Consider the following 19,027-nt stretch of genomic DNA (forward strand, 5'->3'; position numbering starts at 1 on the left):
TCCGGTTTCGACGCCCGATGATGCGCGTACCGCCCATTGGAGGAACTATGTCGCACATCCTGCTCCTGACGAACAGCACCGGCTCTTCGGTGGACATTCTGCCTGCCTTGGAACTGTTGAACCACCGCGTGCACATCCTCCCGGCAGAACCCACAGCCCTTTTGGAAACCGACCCCACGGATATTGTCTTCCTGGACGCCCGCAAGGACTTGGTGGGCGCACGCTCACTGACGCAGCTGTTGAAAGCAACCGGCTTGAGCGCACCCCTGATGCTGATCCTCACGGAGGGCGGCATGGCTGCCGTTTCCTCCGCGTGGGCAGTGGACGACATCGTGCTGGACTCGGCGGGCCCCGCTGAGGTGGAAGCCCGCATCAGGCTTGCCATGGCACGGGCTGTACCGGGCGAAGAGGAAACGCAGACGGAAATCCGGGCCGCCGGCGTCGTAATTGACGAAGCGAGCTATACGGCACGTGTCAGCGGCCAGCCCCTGAACCTGACGTTCAAGGAGTTCGAACTCCTGAAGTACCTGGCACAGCATCCGGGCCGCGTCTTCACGCGCCAACAGTTGCTCACCGAGGTGTGGGGCTATGACTATTACGGAGGAACAAGGACCGTGGATGTCCACATTCGGCGCCTCCGGGCCAAGCTGGGCGTGGATCACGAGAACCTGATCAGCACGGTCCGCAACGTGGGCTACCGGCTCACGCTGGTCCGGTTGCCGGACGACGAACTCTCCGAAGCCTAGGCTTCCCACCCTTCGGCACACTACATTCAGAACAACGCAGAAGAGGCCAGGATCCACAAGGATCCTGGCCTCTTCTGCGTTGTTTAGTGGAGGACATACGGGTCGAACGTATCGAGGCCACCCCACTGGTGGATCCCCCCTGTTATCCAGCCGAAGCCGAATGAGTCTGTTCAATTCAAAGAGCGAAGTTCACTTCAAAACCGAACGAGATGTCGAGAATACATCCGTTCCTGCAGGACATCAAATCACCAGGCTTGCCCGGGGCGTATAGCCTTGCATCATGAGTCACGCGCACCCGGAGAACTGGCCCGTACTGATTATCAACGGCGCCTTGGACGCCGAACTCCTCAAGGATTTCAAGACCCTCGCAGCCGCCGCGGAGGAATCCGACGGCAATCCTCCCCTCTCTGAACAGACGCTGGTCATGCTGCGGGGAGCCGATTCCGGCGACCACTCCGTGGTGTCCTTCGCCCTCTATGCGCCGGATGAGGACTCGGACCCGGCGACGGCCGAGGACCTGGCTGGAATCGCCGTTGTGGTCGAAGCGCCTCACGGCACTGGCGTGTTGGAGCTGGCTGTCCACCCCACTTACCGCAACCAAGGCGTGGCCGGCAGGCTGCTGGGGGCGCTGCAGGGCAAACGAAGCCTCGACGGACTGAGCGCGTGGTCCCACGGCAACCATGAGGCGGCCGCTGAGCTGGCCACCCGCTTCGGGTACGGGCCCGTACGAGAGCTGTGGAAGATGCGCCTCATGTCGTCCACTTCTGAATTGCCCGACGCCGGCCTCCCGGATGGAGTTTCGCTCCGCGCCTTCGTGCCGGGCCGGGATGAGCAGGCATGGCTGGCTGCCAACCGTGCCGCCTTTTCCCACCACCCTGAGCAGGGCTCCATGACGCTCGCGGACCTCGAAGCACGCAAAGCTGAAGAGTGGTTCGACCCCGAGGGATTCCTGCTGGCCGTCAACACCGAGGGTGAGCTCCTGGGCTTTCACTGGACCAAAGTCCACCCCCGCCAGGGTGCGCACCCCGCCATCGGTGAGGTGTACGTGGTTGGAGTCACCCCGGCCGCCCAAGGTTTGGGTTTGGGCAAAGCGCTGACGGTGGCCGGAATCAAGCACCTCCAGGACAAGGGTTTGCATGCAGTAATGCTGTACGTCGATGCCGACAACCACGCTGCCGTGGCCCTATACCAGAAACTTGGCTTCGTCCGCTGGGACACCGATGTGATGTATGGTCCGTTAACCAAAAATTAACCGCGGAACTTCGCCGGACGGAAAGCCGGTGACATCTTGGATTCGGGCACCGCAATTGCTTGTAATGTGGGAGGAAACCCCAGTCCTGAGCTTAGGAGAACCCCATGCAGCCGGACCCCGTCGGCACCGCCGGATCCACCTCGAAGGGTGCGACATTGCCCCCACGCTTCGGATCCTCGGAAGTGCCGGCCTCGCGAGCCACCCAGGACCGCATCGACATCCCGGAATTCGCACCGAGCCTGGAGCCTGAAGGCGACATCTCCCCGGACCGCTTCCTGGACCGCGAGCTGAGCTGGCTTGCCTTCAACTCCCGTGTATTGGAGCTTGCCGAAGATCCTGACCTGTTCCTGCTGGAACGTGTCAACTTCCTCTCGATCTTCGCCTCCAACCTCGACGAGTTCTTCATGGTCCGCGTCGCAGGCCTTAAGCGCCGCATCGCCACCGGGCTCGCCGTGCCCTCCCCCGCCGGCCTGAGTCCCATCGAGGTGCTGGAACAAATCGGTGAAGAAGCCCACAGGCTGCAGGAACGCCATGCCCGCGTTTTCGCCGAGCAAATCCGTCCGGCCCTGGCCTACGAGCACATCCACCTCATGCACTGGCACGAGTTGGACGAAGATGCCCGCCACCGGATCAGCATCATGTTCCAGGAGAAGGTCTTCCCCATCCTGACCCCGCTGGCAGTGGACCCTGCACATCCCTTCCCGTACATCTCCGGGCTGTCCCTGAACCTCGCCGTGATCGTCAGCAACCCGATCAGCGACAAGGAACTCTTCGCCCGCGTGAAGGTTCCGGACCAGCTCCCCCGCCTCATCGCCGTTGACGGCCCGCGTGCAGGTGCCATTCCCGGCCGCGTGGCACGGTTCATTGCCTTGGAAGAAGTCATCGCGGTCCACCTGGACAAGCTCTTCCCCGGCATGGAGGTCCTGGAACACCACACCTTCCGTGTTACCCGCAACGAGGACCTTGAGGTGGAAGAAGACGACGCCGAGAACCTGCTCCAAGCGTTGGAGAAGGAACTGCTGCGTCGACGCTTTGGTCCGCCGGTGCGCCTTGAAGTCACCACGGACATCAACCCGAACATCAAGGCCCTGTTGATCCGGGAACTTGGCGTCGAAGAGTCCGAGGTCTACTCCGTGCCGGCTCCCTTGGATCTTCGCGGCCTTTCTGCCATCAGCAACATCGACCGCGCCGATCTCCACTACCCCAAGCACGTGCCGCATACCTCGCGGTACCTTAACGAGTCCGAGACGTCGAAGGCCGCCAACGTCTTCGCAGCGATGCGCCGCCGGGATATCCTGCTCCACCACCCCTACGACTCGTTCTCCACCTCCGTCCAGGCCTTCCTGGAGCAGGCCGCCGCGGACCCCAAGGTCCAGGCCATCAAGCAGACCTTGTACCGCACCTCCGGTGACTCCCCCATTGTTGACGCTTTGATCGATGCCGCCGAGGCCGGCAAGCAGGTCCTTGCCCTCGTGGAGATCAAGGCCCGTTTTGACGAGCAGGCCAACATTTCCTGGGCACGCAAGCTGGAACAGGCCGGCGTGCACGTGGTGTACGGCATCGTCGGCCTTAAAACCCACTGCAAGCTGTCGCTGGTGGTTCGCCAGGAAGTGGACGGCCTCCGCCGTTACTGCCACATCGGCACCGGCAACTACCACCCTCGCACTGCCCGGTACTACGAGGACCTCGGCCTGCTGACCGCCAACGAGCAAGTAGGCGAGGACCTGTCAAAGCTCTTCAACCAGCTTTCCGGTTACGCCCCGAAGTCCACGTTCAAGAGGCTGCTCGTCGCTCCCCGCTCAGTGCGGGCAGGACTGGTGGAGAGGATCGAAACCGAAATCCGCAACGCCCGGGCGGGACTTCCTGGCCTGGTGCAGATCAAGGTCAACTCGATGGTGGACGAAGCCATCATTGATGCGCTCTACCGTGCCTCACAGGCCGGCGTGAAGGTTGACGTCGTGGTGCGCGGCATCTGCTCCCTCCGCCCTGGGGTGCCCGGCCTCAGCGAAAACATCACGGTACGGTCCGTCCTGGGCCGTTTCCTCGAACACTCGCGCGTCTTTGCCTTTGGCAATGGCGGCGATCCCGTGGTGTACATCGGCTCCGCCGACATGATGCACCGCAACCTGGACCGCCGCGTGGAAGCCCTGGTGCAGTTGGCCAGCAAGGAAGACACGGCGACTGTCATGGACCTGATGCGCCGCTACGTCGACGACGGAACGGCGAGCTGGCACTTGGACAACCAGGGCCACTGGACGAGGTTCCACCAGGACCAGGACGGCAAGCCGCTGCTGGACATGCAATCCTGGCTTCTGGAGTCGCGTTCCCGCCAGCGCGCATCGGCCCGGCGGTAAGGACGCAGTTGAACAGCGATACTCCCGTGGAGGATCAAACAGACCACCCCGGCGAGCCGGTGGCCGTTGTCGCGGCCGGAGCCATTCCGTGGCGCATCAGCAAGGGCGCCCTTGAGGTTCTGTTGATCCATCGGCCGCGGTACGACGATTGGTCCTGGCCAAAAGGAAAGCTCGACGCCGGCGAAACAGTTCCCGAATGCGCGGCGCGTGAGGTGTGGGAAGAGATTGGGCTCCAGGCCCCACTGGGCATTCCGCTCCCGGCCATTCACTATCACGTGGCGGCGGGCCTGAAGGTTGTGCGCTACTGGGCCGTCAAGGTCAACGGGGCGCAGCTCCGCCCCGATGGCAAGGAAGTGGACAGCGTGATGTGGTGCAGCCCTGACAGGGCCGCATCCTTCCTCAGCAACCCCACGGATGTGGAGCCGCTCGAATACCTCGAGAAGGCCCATGTCAGGGGCGAGCTGGACACCTGGCCCCTGGTGCTGATCCGCCATGCCAAGGCGAAACCCCGGTCCTCGTGGACAAAGGCCGAAGGCGACCGTCCTTTGGCTGCCACCGGCCAGCGGCAGGCAGTCGCGGTTCAGCGGCTACTGCAGGTATGGAAGCCGCAACGCGTAGTTACCAGCCCTTGGGTGCGATGCGTTGCCACCATCGCACCGTATGCCAAGGCCAGCGGGGCCAAGGTGAAACTGGTGGAAGCCCTCACCGAGCACAATCACCAGCGCTCACCAAAGAAGACTGCTGCGGCGGTTGAGGCATTGTTCGACAAACAGGTGCCCATCGCTGTGTGCACGCATCGCCCGGCGCTGCCCACGGCGCTGAAGCAATTGGGCCAGCACATGTCACAGGCACTCCGGTCAAAACTTCCATCCGTGGACCCTTACCTCACGCCTGGTGAAGTCATCATCTGCCAGGTCGCCCGCGGTTCGGAACGGAAGATCGTTTCCGTGGAACAGGTCAAGCCTTTCGACGACTAGGTACCGACACGGTTGACCCCTGAGTCTTTGTATCAAATACTTGATACATTGTTTCGAAGACTTGGGGGTCTTTACCGTGTCCTTTTATGTGCCGCCGTTGCTTTTGGTGGGGCCCGTCGTGGGCGCCGTCCTGGTGTACCTGTTCCTGCGGGTACAAGTGTGGTCCAAGCCCGACGCCACCTCTGTGGCATCACACGGCCTGTGGGTCGGCATCATTGGCTGGATGGCCAGCTCCCTGCAAGGAGCCATGAGCGCGGGGGTGATCCGGGCCAGTCCGACCTCATCAAATGCGCCCTTCACCTCGGAAGACCTCCTGGCGGCCCTGGCTTGGCCGATCGCCGCGTCCTTGGTGGTCAATGCCTTGGGCCAGTGGAGCTACCCGGCCCCCAAATCCCCGCACAGGTACGCTGAACTCACCGTCCGCAGGATCCGCGATTTCCTCCCGGCGAAACTCGCCTGGACAACAGTCGTGATCGTTGCCTATGCCGGTACCGCCATAGTCTCGATTGCAGCCCTGCCCGCTCACGCTCCGGTGCGTCCCGTCCCCGCTCCCCCATCACCAATAGGAACGACGGTCTACACAGGCCAGGGCCAGGACGGAAGGATCGCGGGTTCGGAACTTGCCGGGTGGCTTGGTGGCGCCTTAGTGGTTCTGGTTGCAGGGACATGGCTCGTCCTGGTACTCATCGCACGGCGGCGCCAACTGGAGACGCTAAGCAGTGACGACAACCGCATGCTTCGAGCCATTGCAGCCAACAGGCTATTGCGGACCGTCGCCACCATCGCCGCAGGCCTCGCCAGCATCGCGGGAAATTTTGCCGCACTCCCGACGCCTGGGGCAACGTGGCAATCGTCGTGGTTCAACGTTCTGGGTCTTGTCAACATGGCTGTGCTGCTCGTCATGTTGTGGTGGAAGGTGCCGGTCCTTCCTTCGCTTCAGGCAGCCGCGAAAGCCATCAGCGGCACTGCTCTCCGCGCCGATCCCCGCACCCATGGCGCAGCAAAACTCAGCGTTTCCCTCGGAGCTGTCCTGGGAGTCGCCGCCGTCTTGCCGCTTGTGACACTCGTGTTGTGGTTCGGTTTCATTCCGGTAGAAGGCCAACGCTCCCTTGCCCCGGCGATTGTCGTCACCGTGGCGGCCGTCCTGGTCCTGCTCACCATTGCCGCAGGCGAGTTACTGATCGCCCGCAACTATGGTCACCCAGAGGCGCCCCTCGATTGGCCGCGGCAGCCGGTGTCCAAGGGGTTGCTCACCTTCAGCATCGTTTCGGCCACGGTCTTTGCCGTAACGCTCGTCCTTACGGGTACAGGCCAATCACTCCTGGTCGGCCCACCCGCCTGGCCGGCCAACCTCTTTCTCACGATGGGGGTGGGACTGATGGGCGCTGCCGCGATCCTGGCCACGCGCCGTCGTCGAGGTCTTCCTGAACTGCGGGACGAGAGAGGGCTTGATGCCGCACTGCGTGCCATTTCGATGTACCGGATTGTCCGAACCCTGGCAGCATTCCTTCTGGCACAGTCAGCGGTGATGCTGCTTGGCAACGCCGAAGCATGGGGAACATTGTTCCCGGCTTTCAATCAGCTGGGACCGAGTCCTGTGTACATGACAGGAGTCGTTGTAGCCGTCATTGCCGTCGTCGTCGCGGTTACGCCTGTCCGGAGCCTTTTCCGGGCCATTCCCAGGGGCACCCAACCCAAGCAGAACCAGCCGACGCCATGACCGCCGGGATCACCGTGGATCTCTCCGATCCCGTGCCGCCCTACGAGCAGATCCGGCGGCAGCTCAGCTCGCTGATCGCCATAGGGCTACTCCAACCCGGCAGTCGCCTTCCCACGGTCCGCAGCCTCGCGGCCGACCTCGGCATCGCAGCGGGCACGGTGGCGCGTGCCTACAAGGAACTAGAGCAGTCCGGGCTGATTGAATCACGACGCCGGAACGGGACCGTGGTGCTCGGCCCACCGGAGGCGGCGCCAGGCTCAGTCCGCGGTGACGCGGAGGTGATTGCCGCCGTCGACGACTTGATCCTGACAGCGCGCGACGCGGGGGTGAGTGACGAAACGCTCATTGATCTGCTTCGTGGACGGCTGGCGGTTAATGGGCACGGTACAAGTAAGCTTGAACCGTGATTCCCACCCCGTATGAAGACCTCCTGCGCGATGTCATGGCCAACGGCACGCACAAGTCGGACCGCACCGGAACCGGAACGCGCAGCGTTTTCGGCCGTCAGCTGAGGTTCGATCTTGCTGAGAGTTTCCCGCTCATTACCACCAAGCGGGTGCACTTCAAGTCCGTAGCAGTGGAACTCCTGTGGTTCCTGCGTGGTGACTCCAACGTCAAATGGATGCAGGACCAGGGCGTCTCCATCTGGGACGAATGGGCGGATGCCGACGGCGAGCTCGGCCCAGTCTATGGCGTGCAATGGCGAAGCTGGCCCACCCCCGACGGCGGCCACATCGACCAAATTTCCGAACTCATGACCAACTTGGCAGACAACCCCGATTCCCGCCGGCACATCGTGTCCGCATGGAATGTCTCCGAGCTCAAGGACATGGCGTTGCCGCCGTGCCATGCGTTCTTCCAGTTCTATGTTGCGGACGGCAAACTGTCCTGCCAGCTGTACCAGCGCTCCGCGGACACCTTCCTGGGCGTTCCCTTCAACATCGCCTCCTACGCGCTGCTGACCCGGATGGTGGCCCAGCAGCTTGGCCTCGAGCCGGGTGAATTCGTCTGGACCGGCGGCGACGTCCACGTCTACGACAACCACGTGGACCAGGTTGCCGAGCAGCTCAGCCGCGAGCCTTACCAGTACCCGCAGCTGAACATCCTCCGCAAGCCGGACTCGATCTTCGACTACACGCTGGACGACTTCGAGGTTGTGGACTACCGCCACCACCCCACCATCAAGGCACCGATCGCGGTATGAGCACTCCTTCCTCCGAGGATCCAGCCCAGCTTCCCGGCGTCATCTTCACGCAGGAAACCGCGGCGAAAATGACCGGCATCGGCATGATCTGGGCGCAAACCACGTCCGGCGTGATCGGCAAGGACGGCGCCATGCCGTGGCACCTCCCCGAAGACATGAAGCACTTCAGCCAGATCACCACGGGGCACCCCGTGATCATGGGCCGGAGGACGTGGCAGTCGTTCCCGGAAAAGTACCGTCCCCTCCCGGGCCGCACCAACATTGTGGTGACCCGCAACCAAGAGTGGGCGTCAACGCCCGAGGCGGAGGGCGCCGTCGTGGTTGCGTCCCTTGATGCCGCACTGCTGGAGTCGCAGTTCGCGCCCGGTGGCCAGAAGGTGTGGATCGTCGGCGGCGGCGAAATTTACCGCCAGTGCATGGGCATAGCCAACCTTGCAGTGATCACCATCATCGATACCGAGGTGGAGGGTGACACCTACGCCCCCGAGCTCGGTGATGACTGGACCTTTGACACCGTGGCGCCGGCCGATGGCTGGCTCACCGCCAAGAACGGCACAAACTACCGGTTCACCACGTGGCGCCGGACCGAAAGCTAGGAAAGCCTGCATGTTGAAAAAACCTGAAACCCTGTTCGTGCTGGGCTATATGCTGCTGCCGCTTTTCGCGCTGATCTCGGCCATCGTGGGCCTGACGATGATCCTTGGCGGCAACAGGATTGCAGGCATCATCGTCCTGGTGCTGGTGACGCAGGTGTTTACGTTCGGCGCGTTCTTCGCCCTCCGTAAGCGCAAGGCCGCACTTCTCCAAGAGCCCGACGCCGGCCACTAGGTTCCGCGGGAGGCGAGCCCGGCTGCCTGACCAGGTGTCGTCGTCGTGCTTGGGCTGCGTGACGTAACCAACAGCGGCAGTTTGCTCCGAAAGTCTAGACTTGATGAATGACTACAGCAGCTAATCCGTCCGTTGGACTGGTCGGTTGGCGTGGCATGGTCGGTTCCGTCCTGATGCAGCGCATGCAGGAAGAAAACGACTTCGCCAACATCAACCCGGTATTTTTCTCCACCTCGAACGCAGGAGGTGCCGCCCCGTCCTTCGCTGATGGGGCCGGCAAGCTCGAGGATGCGTTCGATATTGAGACGCTTGCCAAGCTGCCGATTATTGTCACCGCCCAGGGCGGCGACTACACCAAGCAGGTTCACGGCGAACTTCGCAACCGCGGCTGGGATGGCCTCTGGATCGACGCTGCTTCCACCCTGCGCATGAACGACGATTCGATCATCGTCCTGGACCCCATCAACCGCGACGTCATAGACGCCGGCCTTTCCGGGGGCGTGAAGGACTTCATCGGCGGCAACTGTACGGTTTCCTGCATGCTGATGGGCCTCGGCGGCCTGTTCAAGAACAACCTGGTGGAATGGGGCACCTCCATGACGTACCAGGCAGCTTCCGGGGGCGGCGCCCGCCACATGCGCGAGCTCCTGAACCAGTTCGGCACCCTCAACAACGAGGTCAGCAGCGAACTGGACGACCCCGCGTCGGCCATTCTGGAAATCGACCATAAGGTCCTCGCTGCCCAGCGCAATGGTGTGGACGCTACGCAGTTCGGCGTGCCGCTGGCAGGGTCCTTGATTCCCTGGATCGACGCCGACCTCGGCAACGGCCAGTCCAAGGAAGAATGGAAAGCCGGAGTCGAGACCAACAAGATCCTGGGCACCGGCAAAGGCACCGACGGCAAGGACCATATAGCCATGGACGGCCTGTGCATCCGCATCGGCGCCATGCGCTCCCACTCCCAGGCCCTCACGCTGAAGCTCCGCGAGGACCTGTCCGTGACGGAGATCGAGAATCTCCTGGCCAAGGACAACGAATGGGCCAAGGTGGTTCCCAACACCAAGGAAGCCTCCATGGAGGACCTCACCCCGGTGGCCGCCTCCGGCACCCTGGACATTCCGGTAGGCCGTATTCGTAAGCTCGAAATGGGTCCGGAGTACATCAGCGCCTTCACCGTGGGCGACCAGCTCCTGTGGGGCGCGGCCGAACCGCTGCGGCGCATGCTCAACATCGTGACGGGCAAGCTCTAGCCTCCGTCCGCCCGCCGAACACGTTGCCAACCCGCTGTTCCGTTGCTGCCAAGCAACGGAACAGCGGGTTTTCGACGTTCATACGGCCGGCGCTCCAACGCGGATTTGACCTTCCGTTCCACATCCCACGGCCTGCTGAGATGATCCCACTCGATGCGGATGATCTCCCAACCAGCCTCCACCAGTTCCTTCTCCCTGCGGCGTTCGTTGAAAATCACCTCGTCAGTGGGTGCATAGTCGAAATACTTGGCACGCCCGTCGAACTCCAGGATCACCCGAGGGTCCTTCCAACCAAAGTCTCCCCGGTACTGTCCAAGGGGCGTGTCCACGCTTAGCTGGAGGATGGCGTCCTGGATGCCAAGCTTGCGCAGCAGAAGCCGCGTGCGCGTCTCACCCACCGATTCGGATCTGGCGTCCATTGCTTCGAGGACGCGGCGAACACCCCGTGTGATCCGCCCGCTGTCCACATAGTCCTGAAGCAACCCCTGATCCGCCCCGCGGCGAAGCGCTTGATCTGCGATGACCACGGCGGGTTCCAAGTCCATGGTCCGCGCGCAATCGATGACGGTACGCTCGAGGCTCGTCACACGTACGGGCCGGGGCCACGTTGCCTGCAGCTCGACAATCTCCCACGGCTCCAGCAGGCCGCCGTGAGCTATCACGTCATCGCCCGAGCTTGCCTGCGCCGGCGAAAAGGGCGTGGTGACATGTACCGAGGAGCCGCTGTTCCACGGAGAGCACCCATGCAACAGTGCTGCACTGGCATGGCTGTAGACGCTTCTGCGGCTTGCATTGGAATGGTGCGCTTGGATTCGCAACAGCTCGTGCTCCCACGGTTTCCTTTGGCGCCAATCGTGTGTCCGAATGTAGGCGCCCCGCCGGAGCCGGATCAGCTTTCCTGAGCGGACCGCCTGCGTCAGGGCCCGGTCGCCAAGTCCCTTCCGTGCCAGATCCGTGGTGGTGGCAATGACGGTGTCCGGCCAATGCGTGGAGATCAGGGCATCAAGTTTTCTGCTTTGCATGGGCCCATCGTGTACTGGGTTGGGCCGTGCAGCGAGCTTGCTGGCATCGTATGTGGACAACCCCGTTGGGCGGCCGCTAATTCGTTGTGGGTCGGCAACGTAGCAGCGGGCCGGCAACGTAACAGCGGGCAGGCAACGTATCAGCGGGCCGGCAACGGGCGCGGGGGCCGGCAACGTAGCAGCGGGCCGGCCAGTCAACCCGCCATGAATTTCAGGTACGCCCTCCCCTGCGCCTGGAAAGAACGCTCGGGGGCTGGACCAAGCTGATCCGCGAAGGGCTCGGACACCACGCCGGTGGTCTTGCCCGTGACGGTCCTGGACCACGTTCCCACCACTTCGCCGCCGGAGACAATGATGCGTTTGAAGACGCCGTTCTTCCCGGGAACCACCCGCTCGGCAAACTCCGGCGCCAGGACCAGGCTCCGGTCCTGGTAGCCAAGCAGGTATTCGTCGAAGCCCGGGAGTGCCAGCAGCGAGCGGGCGCCGGGAACGCCGTCGTCGAGCATTGCCGCTGCCTCCGGTGAGAGCCAGTAGCTGGTGCCTCCGAACGGCAGCTCAACCAGACGATCCTGTACCGCCGCCAGCGCCTTGCGTGCTTCGGTGAGCGGCACCTGGCTCCACCACGAAAAGTCCCTGATTGTCGCTGGGCCGTGGCTTTGGACGTAGCGGAACAGCAGCTCAGAGATTCCCTCCTCACGCCCCAGGTCCCTCGACTCCGGAATCCATTCAGCGAACGGTACGAACAGTTGCTGGACGCCCACCTTGCCGTTGGACACCGCCATTGGTCCTTGGACCAGCCACGCTCTCTGGCAGAGGCCCCCAAGCAGGTGAATCCCCCGCTGGGCCTTGGTGACCTGACCGGCTTCCTCGAAAGCTTGGAACAGCTGCTCGCGGGATGCTCCAGGTGCGCCCTCGGCCGTCTTGAGGATTTCACATGTCTTAAAGGCAATGTCCCGGCAGTGGTTGATGTCGTCGGGCGTGATGGCGAGCTCGCGGTGGCGCCCCGCCACCATGTTCATGAGGCGGTCACTGGTGATCCCCAGGATCCAGCCGAGATCTTCCGGCGCGAGCAGATGCAGAGTCCCCCGCATCGGCCAGGAGCGGACCACCGTCCCGGCGTCGAGGGCACTTCGGACGTGGGAGGCAGCGGTGCCGCGCACACGTTGTCCCACCGCCCAGAGAGCCGAGCCAAGATCCTGCGCCTGCATGGCGGTCATCCAGCGGACGGCCTGAGGAACCGAGGCGAACCCGTCGCCAAGGAGTCCCTGGCTGGCGAGCCGAAGCCGGCCCATGACGCGCGGAGTGAGGCTGGTGCGGGCTGCAGGCATGCTTCATCCTAAGAGGGCTCGGCGGTACAGGGAACCTTGCCGCGCCTCCCAGCCGTCTTCCAGCCGCGGATTCTAGGATGGGTTCATGCTTTTTGGTGACCTTGCCCCGTTTGTGCGGCCGATGAGCCGGTGGTTGGCTACCGCCGGCTGGTTCTGCACGCTCGTTGGCCTGGGCTCCGGGCTGATAGTTGCGGTTGGAACGGGCGTGAGTCTCTCCCCCTCCATGCAGGGCATCCAGACAGCTGGACTGGTGGCTACCGCTGCAGCCGCGCTTCTCATTGGAACCGCTGCGGCCAGCCAGCCCGTGGCCGATCGCGACGACGACGCCCCCGAGCCGTGGTTCTACCCGGCGGCCGCGGCACAGGTCCGAAGCTTCCTCCTCGGAGCCCTGGTGATGCTCCTGGGCTTGGTGGGCTTCGCGACGGCAGGACTCTTCATGCCCAGCGGCCCGTCGCCGCAGAGCATCGCTTTTACCCAGATCTTCCTGCTGGGCTCAGTCAGCTGCGGGCTCACGTTCCTGCTGCTGAACAAAGTCCTGCCCATCGCGGAACGGCGAACCCGCTAGAGGCTGACGCCGATCAGCAGCGGCTCGGGGTGCAGCTCAATACCAAAGCGCTCGACGACGCCGTCACGCACCTCGCGCGCGACCGCCACCATGTCCGCTGCCGAGGCTGAACCCCGGTTGGTGATAGCCAGCGTATGTTTGGTGGACAGGGAAGCCCGACCACCGGAAACGCTGTGCGCCTCGAGCCCGAAGCCCTTCCCGAATCCGGCCTGATCGATCAACCAGGCCGCGGAAAGCTTAACCAATCCGTCGGTGCCGGCAGGATACTTGGGTGCGTTCTCCGGCAGCTCGGCCGCACGCTCGGCGGGGACGATCGGGTTGGTGAAGAAGGATCCCGTTGAATAGGTGTCGCGATCCTGCGCATCCAGGACCATGCCCTTGGACGCCCGGAGCTTGAGGACTTCGCGTCGGACGTCATTGGAGTAGGCACGCTTGCCGACCTCCACGCCCAGCACACGGGCGAGCTCGGCATACCGGATGGGGGCACTCATCCGCCCAAGGGGCAGCTGGAACTCGACGGTCAGCACAACGTAGCGTGGCGAGCCCTCCACCGTGGTCTGCTTCAGGAGCGAATCGCGGTACCCGAACCTAAGCTCAGAGTTGGTGAAAGTCTGGACGGCATTGCGCTCACGGTCCCAGGTCCGTACTGCGGCGATGGTTTGTGAGACGTCGGCGCCGTAAGCACCCACGTTCTGGACGGGCGTGGCTCCGGTCGCTCCGGGAATACCGGACAACGCTTCCAGGCCGGACCAAGCATGCAGTACGGAGTGCTCCACCAGCGCGTCCCAGTTATGGCCGGCCTGGACCACCACGGACACACCACCACAGCTGTCTTCGGAATTCACTGTGAAGCCCTCGGACGCGATCTTCAGGACCGTGCCATGGTAGCCATCGTCCGAAACCAGCAGGTTGGAGCCCCCGCCGATGATCAGGAGCTTCTCGCCTGCAGCATCAGCCGATCGGACGGCGTCGATGATTTCTGCCTCGGTGCGGGCCTCAATGTAGTTGCCTGCGGGGCCACCAACGGCGGCAGTGGTCAATTCGGAAATCAGCGTTTGGGTCACCAATCAAGCCTAACGGGCATCGCCGGAGTGCACGGACTTTGCCTTCTGTTGGCCGGCCAAGGGTGCCAGGAAGAAGCTGACCACCAGCAGCACCAGCGGTGCCAACAACGAGTGCAGAATGCCAAAATGTTCTGCCAAGAGGCCAAGGAGCGGAGGGCCACACAGGAAAGCTCCGTAGCCGATGGTGGACACCACGGAGACACGGGCAGCGGCATGCACCGGGTCATCGGCCGCAGCGGACATCCCCACGGGGAAGCCCAACGAGGCGCCCAGGCCCCACACCGCCAGCGCAACGAACGCGAGCCAAGGGACGGGCGAAAAGACAAAGAGCGCAAGACCCACGACGGCGGTGGCCGAGCACCAGCGCATCACCACCACTCGTCCAAATCGGTCGCGGATGGACGTCCCGGCGAAGCGCCCAATGGTCATGAAGGTGACGAACAGCCCGTAGCCCACCGCCCCCGCGGCGTCGGACTGGCCGTAGCCATCGGCGAGTGCCAACGCCACCCAGTCCCCGGCGGCTCCTTCGGCCAATGCCAGGCCAAGGACCAGGACGCCGATCAGCAGGGTTCGGCGGTCACGCCAGGCAAGGGCCACCAGCCGCTTGCTGTCCAGCGGAGGTGCGCCCTGGCTGGCGTCCGACCGGAGCGAGGAATTCTGGGACTCCGGAGTGATGATCGGCAGAGGACCGGTGGAGGGGTCCTGGAAGGTGTCCGTTTCACCCGATCGGATGGTGCTCGATGATGTGGCAGGAGTCTTTTCCGCACGGAAAGAGAAACCTGCAGTGATCACGGCCGTGGTCACCACAACGCCGGAGATCAGGAAATGCCAGAACACGGGCATGTGCACGGCTGCGGCCCAGGCACCGAAACCGGCGGCGGCCACGGTCCCCAGGCTGAACGCGCCGTGGAGATGCGGCATGATGTGCCGTTCCAGTGAGCGCTCGAGTGCTGCCCCTTCAACGTTGGACGCTGTGTTCCAGCTGGCCGTGCCAAGCCCCAGCACCACCAACCCCGCGGCCACCACCAAGGGGCTCCCCGCGAGGGATGCGCCAACGCCCACGGTGACCAGTCCCGCACCCACCATGCAGCTGCCGATCCAGCTGGTGAGCTTGGGGCCGAGCCGCAGCACGATGAGACCGGAGGCCGAGATCGAGATGAACGAGGCCACGGTCATGCACATGAGCAGAAGCCCGATGCCCCCGGGAGTGAGGTTGAGCCCGTCCCGGATTGCCGGTAGGCGGGATACCCAGGTGGCGAAGGCAATGCCGCTGGCGGCGTAGGAGGCCAGAACAGCGACGCGCCACCGCGACATTTCAGTCGGGGTGGCGCGTCGCGGAGAAGCGTTCAGTTGGTTCAAGAGACCTTCACGACCGCCTGGGACTTCATCAGGACCTTCAACCCCGCCGCGACGACGGTGAGGTCAATGCGCGCGGTGCGGGCGTCGCCGTCGAGCGCTCCCACCACACCGGTGACGTCGATGACGGCGCCGGCTTCATCGGTACCCGTGGTGTCCGTGACGAGCACGGGCTTGGTGAAGCGGGTCTGGTAGTCGACGACGGCGGCCGGGTCGCCTGCCCAATCGCTCACCAATTGCACTGCGGCACCCATGGTGAACATGCCGTGGGCAATGACGCCCGGCAGCTCAACGGAGGTAGCGAACGCTTCATTCCAGTGGATGGGGTTGAAGTCGCCCGAAGCTCCTGCGTACTTGACCAAGTCCTGGCGGGTGACTTCAATGCTGCGGGTGCCAATGTCCTGGCCTACCGTCAATTCTTCGAATGTGGGGCTCATGGCTACTGTCCCTCTCCGCGGACCAGGATGGACGAGGTGGTGGTGGCGACCTTTTCGCCGGCCTCCGTGGAAATTTCGGAGCGCGTGGTGATCATGGCGCCTCCGCCCATGGCCCGGACGCCGTCGACGTGTAGTTCGGCCACGAGTCGGTCTCCGGCAACGATGGCGCGGTGGTGGGTGAACCGCTGGTCGGCGTGGACCACGCGGGAGAAGTCGATGCCCGACTCGGGGTCCTCCACCAACTGGGCGTCAGCACGCTGGGCGACGATGATGGCAAACGTTGGCGGAGCGACGAGGTCGCTGTGGCCCAGGGCCTTGGCTGCCTCGACGTCGAAATGCGCGGGGTTGCTGGCTTTCACGGCCTTCGCGAACTCGCGGATCTTTTCACGGCCGACGTCGTATACCTCTGCGGCAGGGTAGCTTCGACCCTGCAGGTCCGGATTGATACTCATGATCCAACCCTATCGGCCCGCGGGGCCGGGTGGCGTGCCGTTTACTTCTTGTAGCCCTTGCGAATTTTCTGGCCCCTGACCACAAGTCCGACCACATGGAGCACCAGACCCACACCGATCACAGGCAGGGACGCCATCGCAAGGCCTTGGTTGCCTGAAGTGTTCCCAACAATGGACATGATGAGTCCCACGGCGATGAGGCCCATGGCGCTGAAAACCAGGGCTTTGTAGGACGTGGAGGCGTTGGCCCAGAATTCTTCTAGCACCGTCCAAGTCTACCGGGGCGCGGCAGAGGAGCTTGCCGAGGGGTCAGAAGAGCGAGTCCTGCAAGGCCGGGATCTCCGTGGTGTGCGGACCGAACTCAATCCGACGACCCTTCAGGGCACCCAAGTCCGCCACGAAGCTGCCCTCAACCTCGTTTCCCGAAGCGTCGGGCAGTCCAGCCAAGGCGATCGCCCCGGACAGTGAGTGGACCCGCAGGCCGTGCCCGCCGCCGTCGAACGCTGCCGGATACGGGTGCCGCAATCCGCCTTCGGCACGAACCATACAGAGCCGATCGGCCAGGGCAGGCCGGTCCCACTCTTCCTCCACAAGGGCATAGCCAGTCATCGCCAATCCGCCCAGCAGCTCGCGCACCCGCGCGGCGTGTTGGCGGTTCAACGCCGCAAGCTCGACGCCGGCACGCGGCTCCACGAGGGCTGCCACCTTGGCTGCGGAGCGAACTTGCTGGACAAGCCCAAGCTCGCGGGTCACCAGGTCTTCGAGAACGCGAACCACCCTGCCGTCCTCGGCGTGGGCTACATAGGATGCGTGCACTGCGCCTTGTTCGGCCAAACGGTTCCACTTGCGCTGAGCGGACGCGGTGCCGATCTTGGTCGCACCGTTGGCGAACGTTGCAACGTAGAGGCAGTGCGGTTGCATCAGGTACGCGCGCAGGCCGGTGGGAACGGAGCCGCCGCGATGGAAGTCGTGCATCAGCCGGGAGTCGTCGCGCGCAAAACACGCCCCGCATTGCTTGCCCCGCTCGGCCGGAGAGCCGCTGCGGCACGGAACATGCGTGCGGTTGCCCGGACCGTGCACCTTCGTGTGGCCCAGGCACCACAAACCGGGGATAACGCGCAGGCCCAGGGCTGTGCCCTGGGCCAACGCAATATCACTGAACTCCGTGTCCGGCGAGAACATCCGCAAAGCCGGCGATGAAGAGTCCCAAACGACTCCGTGAACCAGCATCCTTACAGGGAGGGCTGGACTCCGAAGGCCACTGCGAGCTTCATGATCTTTTCGGCGCGGCCCAGGCGCGGAAGGTCCGAACCATCACGGATCACGCGGCCGTTGGCCTCGAAGTCGTTCATGAAGTCGGTAGCCCAGGCGACGTCGGACGGCGTCGGGCTGATGACCTCGTTGATCACGGTGGTCTGGTCGATGGCCAGGCAGAGCTTACCGGTCATGCCCATGGTCACGGTGATGCCCGTCTGCTCGCGCAGGATGGGGTGGTTGGTGCCAACAGTGGGGCCGTCGATGGGGCCTGGCAGGTTGCCAACGCGGCTGGCGACAACGAGCTTGGCACGCGGGTAGGCCATGGCCTCCGGGGTGGCAGCCATACCGGTATCGCGGCGGAAGTCGCCCGAACCGAAAGCCAGGCGGAAGGCACCCTGTGCGCGTGCAATGTGGTTGGCTTCTTCGATGCCGAGGGCGGACTCCACCAGGGCGATCACGGGAGTCTTTCCATCCATGCGGTGGTAGGACTCGGTGACTTGGTCAGCGGACTCGGTTTTGGCCAGCATCACGCCGAGCAGGCCGGGGGTGCCGCGAAGTCCTGCGAGGTCGTCGGCCCAGAACTTGCTGGTGGCATCGTTGATCCGGACCCAGGCCTGGCCACCTGCGGTCAGCCAGTTCACCACATTCTCGCGCGCTGCGTCCTTTTGGGACGGGTCAACGGCGTCTTCGATGTCAAGGATGATGGCGTCTGCCCGTGAACCCGCGGATTCGTCAAAAAGCTCCGTTTTCATGGCATTCACAAGGAGCCAGGAACGGGCGATATCGGCGGGAATGTTGCGGGTAGGCCGAATGGATTCGGCGGCGATGCTAGACGTCATGTATCTACCGTATCCGTCCTGCGGGTCGCAAGGCGAAGAAATCCGCCCGGTTGTGAGGATCAATACGAACTAAACCCCATATGACTGTGGGGTCCGGCAGTATGAACGTCCGACGACGATACTCGCCAGTCATCTTCGACCCACCTGTCGCTGTTGTTCACACAGCTCAACGCGGCGTCTTGTGTCCCCCGATTGCCGGGAATTTCCCTGGATTTCGTCCCGTGTCGGGCTGTTTCGCAGCGTTTCCAGGCGTTACCCCATCGCTTCCCACCCGCCGTCGAAATGGGCTTTCATCGTTCCCAAGCCGTTGCACAGGTTCCCCCAGCCCTGGCATAGGCCGGCCACCCAACACACCACTCTTCAATCGAAAGTAGCT

20 protein-coding genes are annotated in these 19,027 nt (G+C 63.6%); 11 read left to right on the forward strand and 9 right to left on the reverse strand.

What is annotated here, in order from left to right; genetic code table 11:
* Positions 1 to 47: 47 nt before the first annotated feature.
* From FQP90_RS05150 to asd, 10 genes are all read left to right on the forward strand, one after another.
* On the forward strand, positions 48 to 746 hold the full coding sequence (locus tag FQP90_RS05150; RefSeq protein WP_018776718.1) for a winged helix-turn-helix transcriptional regulator: 699 nt from the start codon (positions 48 to 50) through the stop codon (positions 744 to 746).
* Between the two features lie 280 nt (positions 747 to 1,026).
* Positions 1,027 to 1,998: a mycothiol synthase gene (gene mshD, locus FQP90_RS05155; RefSeq protein WP_144648619.1), complete on the forward strand. Its 972-nt coding sequence runs from the start codon at positions 1,027 to 1,029 to the stop codon at positions 1,996 to 1,998.
* A 104-nt stretch (positions 1,999 to 2,102) separates the two neighbouring features.
* The gene (locus FQP90_RS05160; RefSeq protein WP_144648620.1) at positions 2,103 to 4,352 is read left to right on the forward strand and encodes an RNA degradosome polyphosphate kinase; all 2,250 of its coding nucleotides are present in this window, start codon (positions 2,103 to 2,105) and stop codon (positions 4,350 to 4,352) included.
* Between the two features lie 8 nt (positions 4,353 to 4,360).
* On the forward strand, positions 4,361 to 5,329 hold the full coding sequence (locus FQP90_RS05165) for an NUDIX hydrolase (protein WP_144648621.1): 969 nt from the start codon (positions 4,361 to 4,363) through the stop codon (positions 5,327 to 5,329).
* A gap of 88 nt (positions 5,330 to 5,417) precedes the next feature.
* A complete protein-coding gene (locus tag FQP90_RS05170; RefSeq protein ID WP_144648622.1) occupies positions 5,418 to 7,049 on the forward strand; it encodes a cytochrome c-type biogenesis protein CcmH in 1,632 nt (543 codons plus the stop codon).
* Positions 7,046 to 7,456: a GntR family transcriptional regulator gene (locus tag FQP90_RS05175; protein ID WP_144648623.1), complete on the forward strand. Its 411-nt coding sequence runs from the start codon at positions 7,046 to 7,048 to the stop codon at positions 7,454 to 7,456. Before FQP90_RS05170 ends, FQP90_RS05175 begins: the two co-directional genes overlap by 4 nt.
* Positions 7,457 to 7,491: 35 nt before the next feature.
* Complete coding sequence (locus FQP90_RS05180) at positions 7,492 to 8,253, forward strand: thymidylate synthase (RefSeq protein ID WP_244296521.1); 762 nt, start codon at positions 7,492 to 7,494, stop codon at positions 8,251 to 8,253.
* Complete coding sequence (locus FQP90_RS05185) at positions 8,250 to 8,849, forward strand: dihydrofolate reductase (protein ID WP_144648625.1); 600 nt, start codon at positions 8,250 to 8,252, stop codon at positions 8,847 to 8,849. Before FQP90_RS05180 ends, FQP90_RS05185 begins: the two co-directional genes overlap by 4 nt.
* A gap of 10 nt (positions 8,850 to 8,859) precedes the next feature.
* Complete coding sequence (locus FQP90_RS05190; protein ID WP_144648626.1) at positions 8,860 to 9,081, forward strand: NF038396 family protein; 222 nt, start codon at positions 8,860 to 8,862, stop codon at positions 9,079 to 9,081.
* A gap of 107 nt (positions 9,082 to 9,188) precedes the next feature.
* Positions 9,189 to 10,331 carry an aspartate-semialdehyde dehydrogenase gene (gene asd / locus FQP90_RS05195; RefSeq protein WP_144648627.1) on the forward strand — a complete coding sequence of 381 codons (1,143 nt, stop codon included), beginning with the start codon at positions 9,189 to 9,191 and terminating at the stop codon, positions 10,329 to 10,331.
* Here the strand turns inward: asd and FQP90_RS05200 are convergent.
* Positions 10,328 to 11,353, reverse strand: a complete 1,026-nt coding sequence (locus tag FQP90_RS05200) for a type IV toxin-antitoxin system AbiEi family antitoxin domain-containing protein (RefSeq protein ID WP_144648628.1) — start codon at positions 11,351 to 11,353, stop codon at positions 10,328 to 10,330. The two genes, asd and FQP90_RS05200, sit on opposite strands and share 4 nt — an antisense overlap.
* Before the next feature lie 194 nt (positions 11,354 to 11,547).
* On the reverse strand, positions 11,548 to 12,681 hold the full coding sequence (locus FQP90_RS05205; RefSeq protein ID WP_144648629.1) for a winged helix DNA-binding domain-containing protein: 1,134 nt from the start codon (positions 12,679 to 12,681) through the stop codon (positions 11,548 to 11,550).
* A gap of 85 nt (positions 12,682 to 12,766) precedes the next feature.
* On the opposite strand from FQP90_RS05205, the gene FQP90_RS05210 reads away from it, so the two are divergent.
* Entirely contained in the window at positions 12,767 to 13,246 is a 480-nt protein-coding gene (locus FQP90_RS05210; RefSeq protein WP_144648630.1) for a hypothetical protein, read from the forward strand.
* On the opposite strand, the gene FQP90_RS05215 is transcribed toward FQP90_RS05210, so the two are convergent.
* Genes FQP90_RS05215 through FQP90_RS05245 form a run of 7 tightly spaced genes read right to left on the reverse strand, consistent with a single transcriptional unit; the run spans position 13,243 to position 18,651 of the window.
* Positions 13,243 to 14,310, reverse strand: a complete 1,068-nt coding sequence (locus tag FQP90_RS05215) for a UDP-N-acetylmuramate dehydrogenase (protein ID WP_144648631.1) — start codon at positions 14,308 to 14,310, stop codon at positions 13,243 to 13,245. The two genes, FQP90_RS05210 and FQP90_RS05215, sit on opposite strands and share 4 nt — an antisense overlap.
* Before the next feature lie 9 nt (positions 14,311 to 14,319).
* Positions 14,320 to 15,624, reverse strand: a complete 1,305-nt coding sequence (locus FQP90_RS05220) for an MFS transporter (RefSeq protein WP_144648731.1) — start codon at positions 15,622 to 15,624, stop codon at positions 14,320 to 14,322.
* Between the two features lie 41 nt (positions 15,625 to 15,665).
* Entirely contained in the window at positions 15,666 to 16,103 is a 438-nt protein-coding gene (locus FQP90_RS05225; protein ID WP_144648632.1) for a MaoC family dehydratase, read from the reverse strand.
* Between the two features lie 2 nt (positions 16,104 to 16,105).
* Complete coding sequence (locus FQP90_RS05230; protein WP_144648633.1) at positions 16,106 to 16,555, reverse strand: FAS1-like dehydratase domain-containing protein; 450 nt, start codon at positions 16,553 to 16,555, stop codon at positions 16,106 to 16,108.
* A gap of 41 nt (positions 16,556 to 16,596) precedes the next feature.
* Positions 16,597 to 16,821 carry a DUF3188 domain-containing protein gene (locus FQP90_RS05235; RefSeq protein WP_144648634.1) on the reverse strand — a complete coding sequence of 75 codons (225 nt, stop codon included), beginning with the start codon at positions 16,819 to 16,821 and terminating at the stop codon, positions 16,597 to 16,599.
* A 43-nt stretch (positions 16,822 to 16,864) separates the two neighbouring features.
* Positions 16,865 to 17,785: a DUF2797 domain-containing protein gene (locus tag FQP90_RS05240; protein ID WP_144648635.1), complete on the reverse strand. Its 921-nt coding sequence runs from the start codon at positions 17,783 to 17,785 to the stop codon at positions 16,865 to 16,867.
* 2 nt (positions 17,786 to 17,787) lie between these two features.
* On the reverse strand, positions 17,788 to 18,651 hold the full coding sequence (locus FQP90_RS05245) for an HpcH/HpaI aldolase/citrate lyase family protein (protein WP_144648636.1): 864 nt from the start codon (positions 18,649 to 18,651) through the stop codon (positions 17,788 to 17,790).
* Positions 18,652 to 19,027: the final 376 nt, after the last annotated feature.

This window comes from Paenarthrobacter nitroguajacolicus (genome assembly GCF_007786235.1).
Taxonomy (GTDB): Bacteria; Actinomycetota; Actinomycetes; order Actinomycetales; family Micrococcaceae; genus Arthrobacter; species Arthrobacter nitroguajacolicus_A.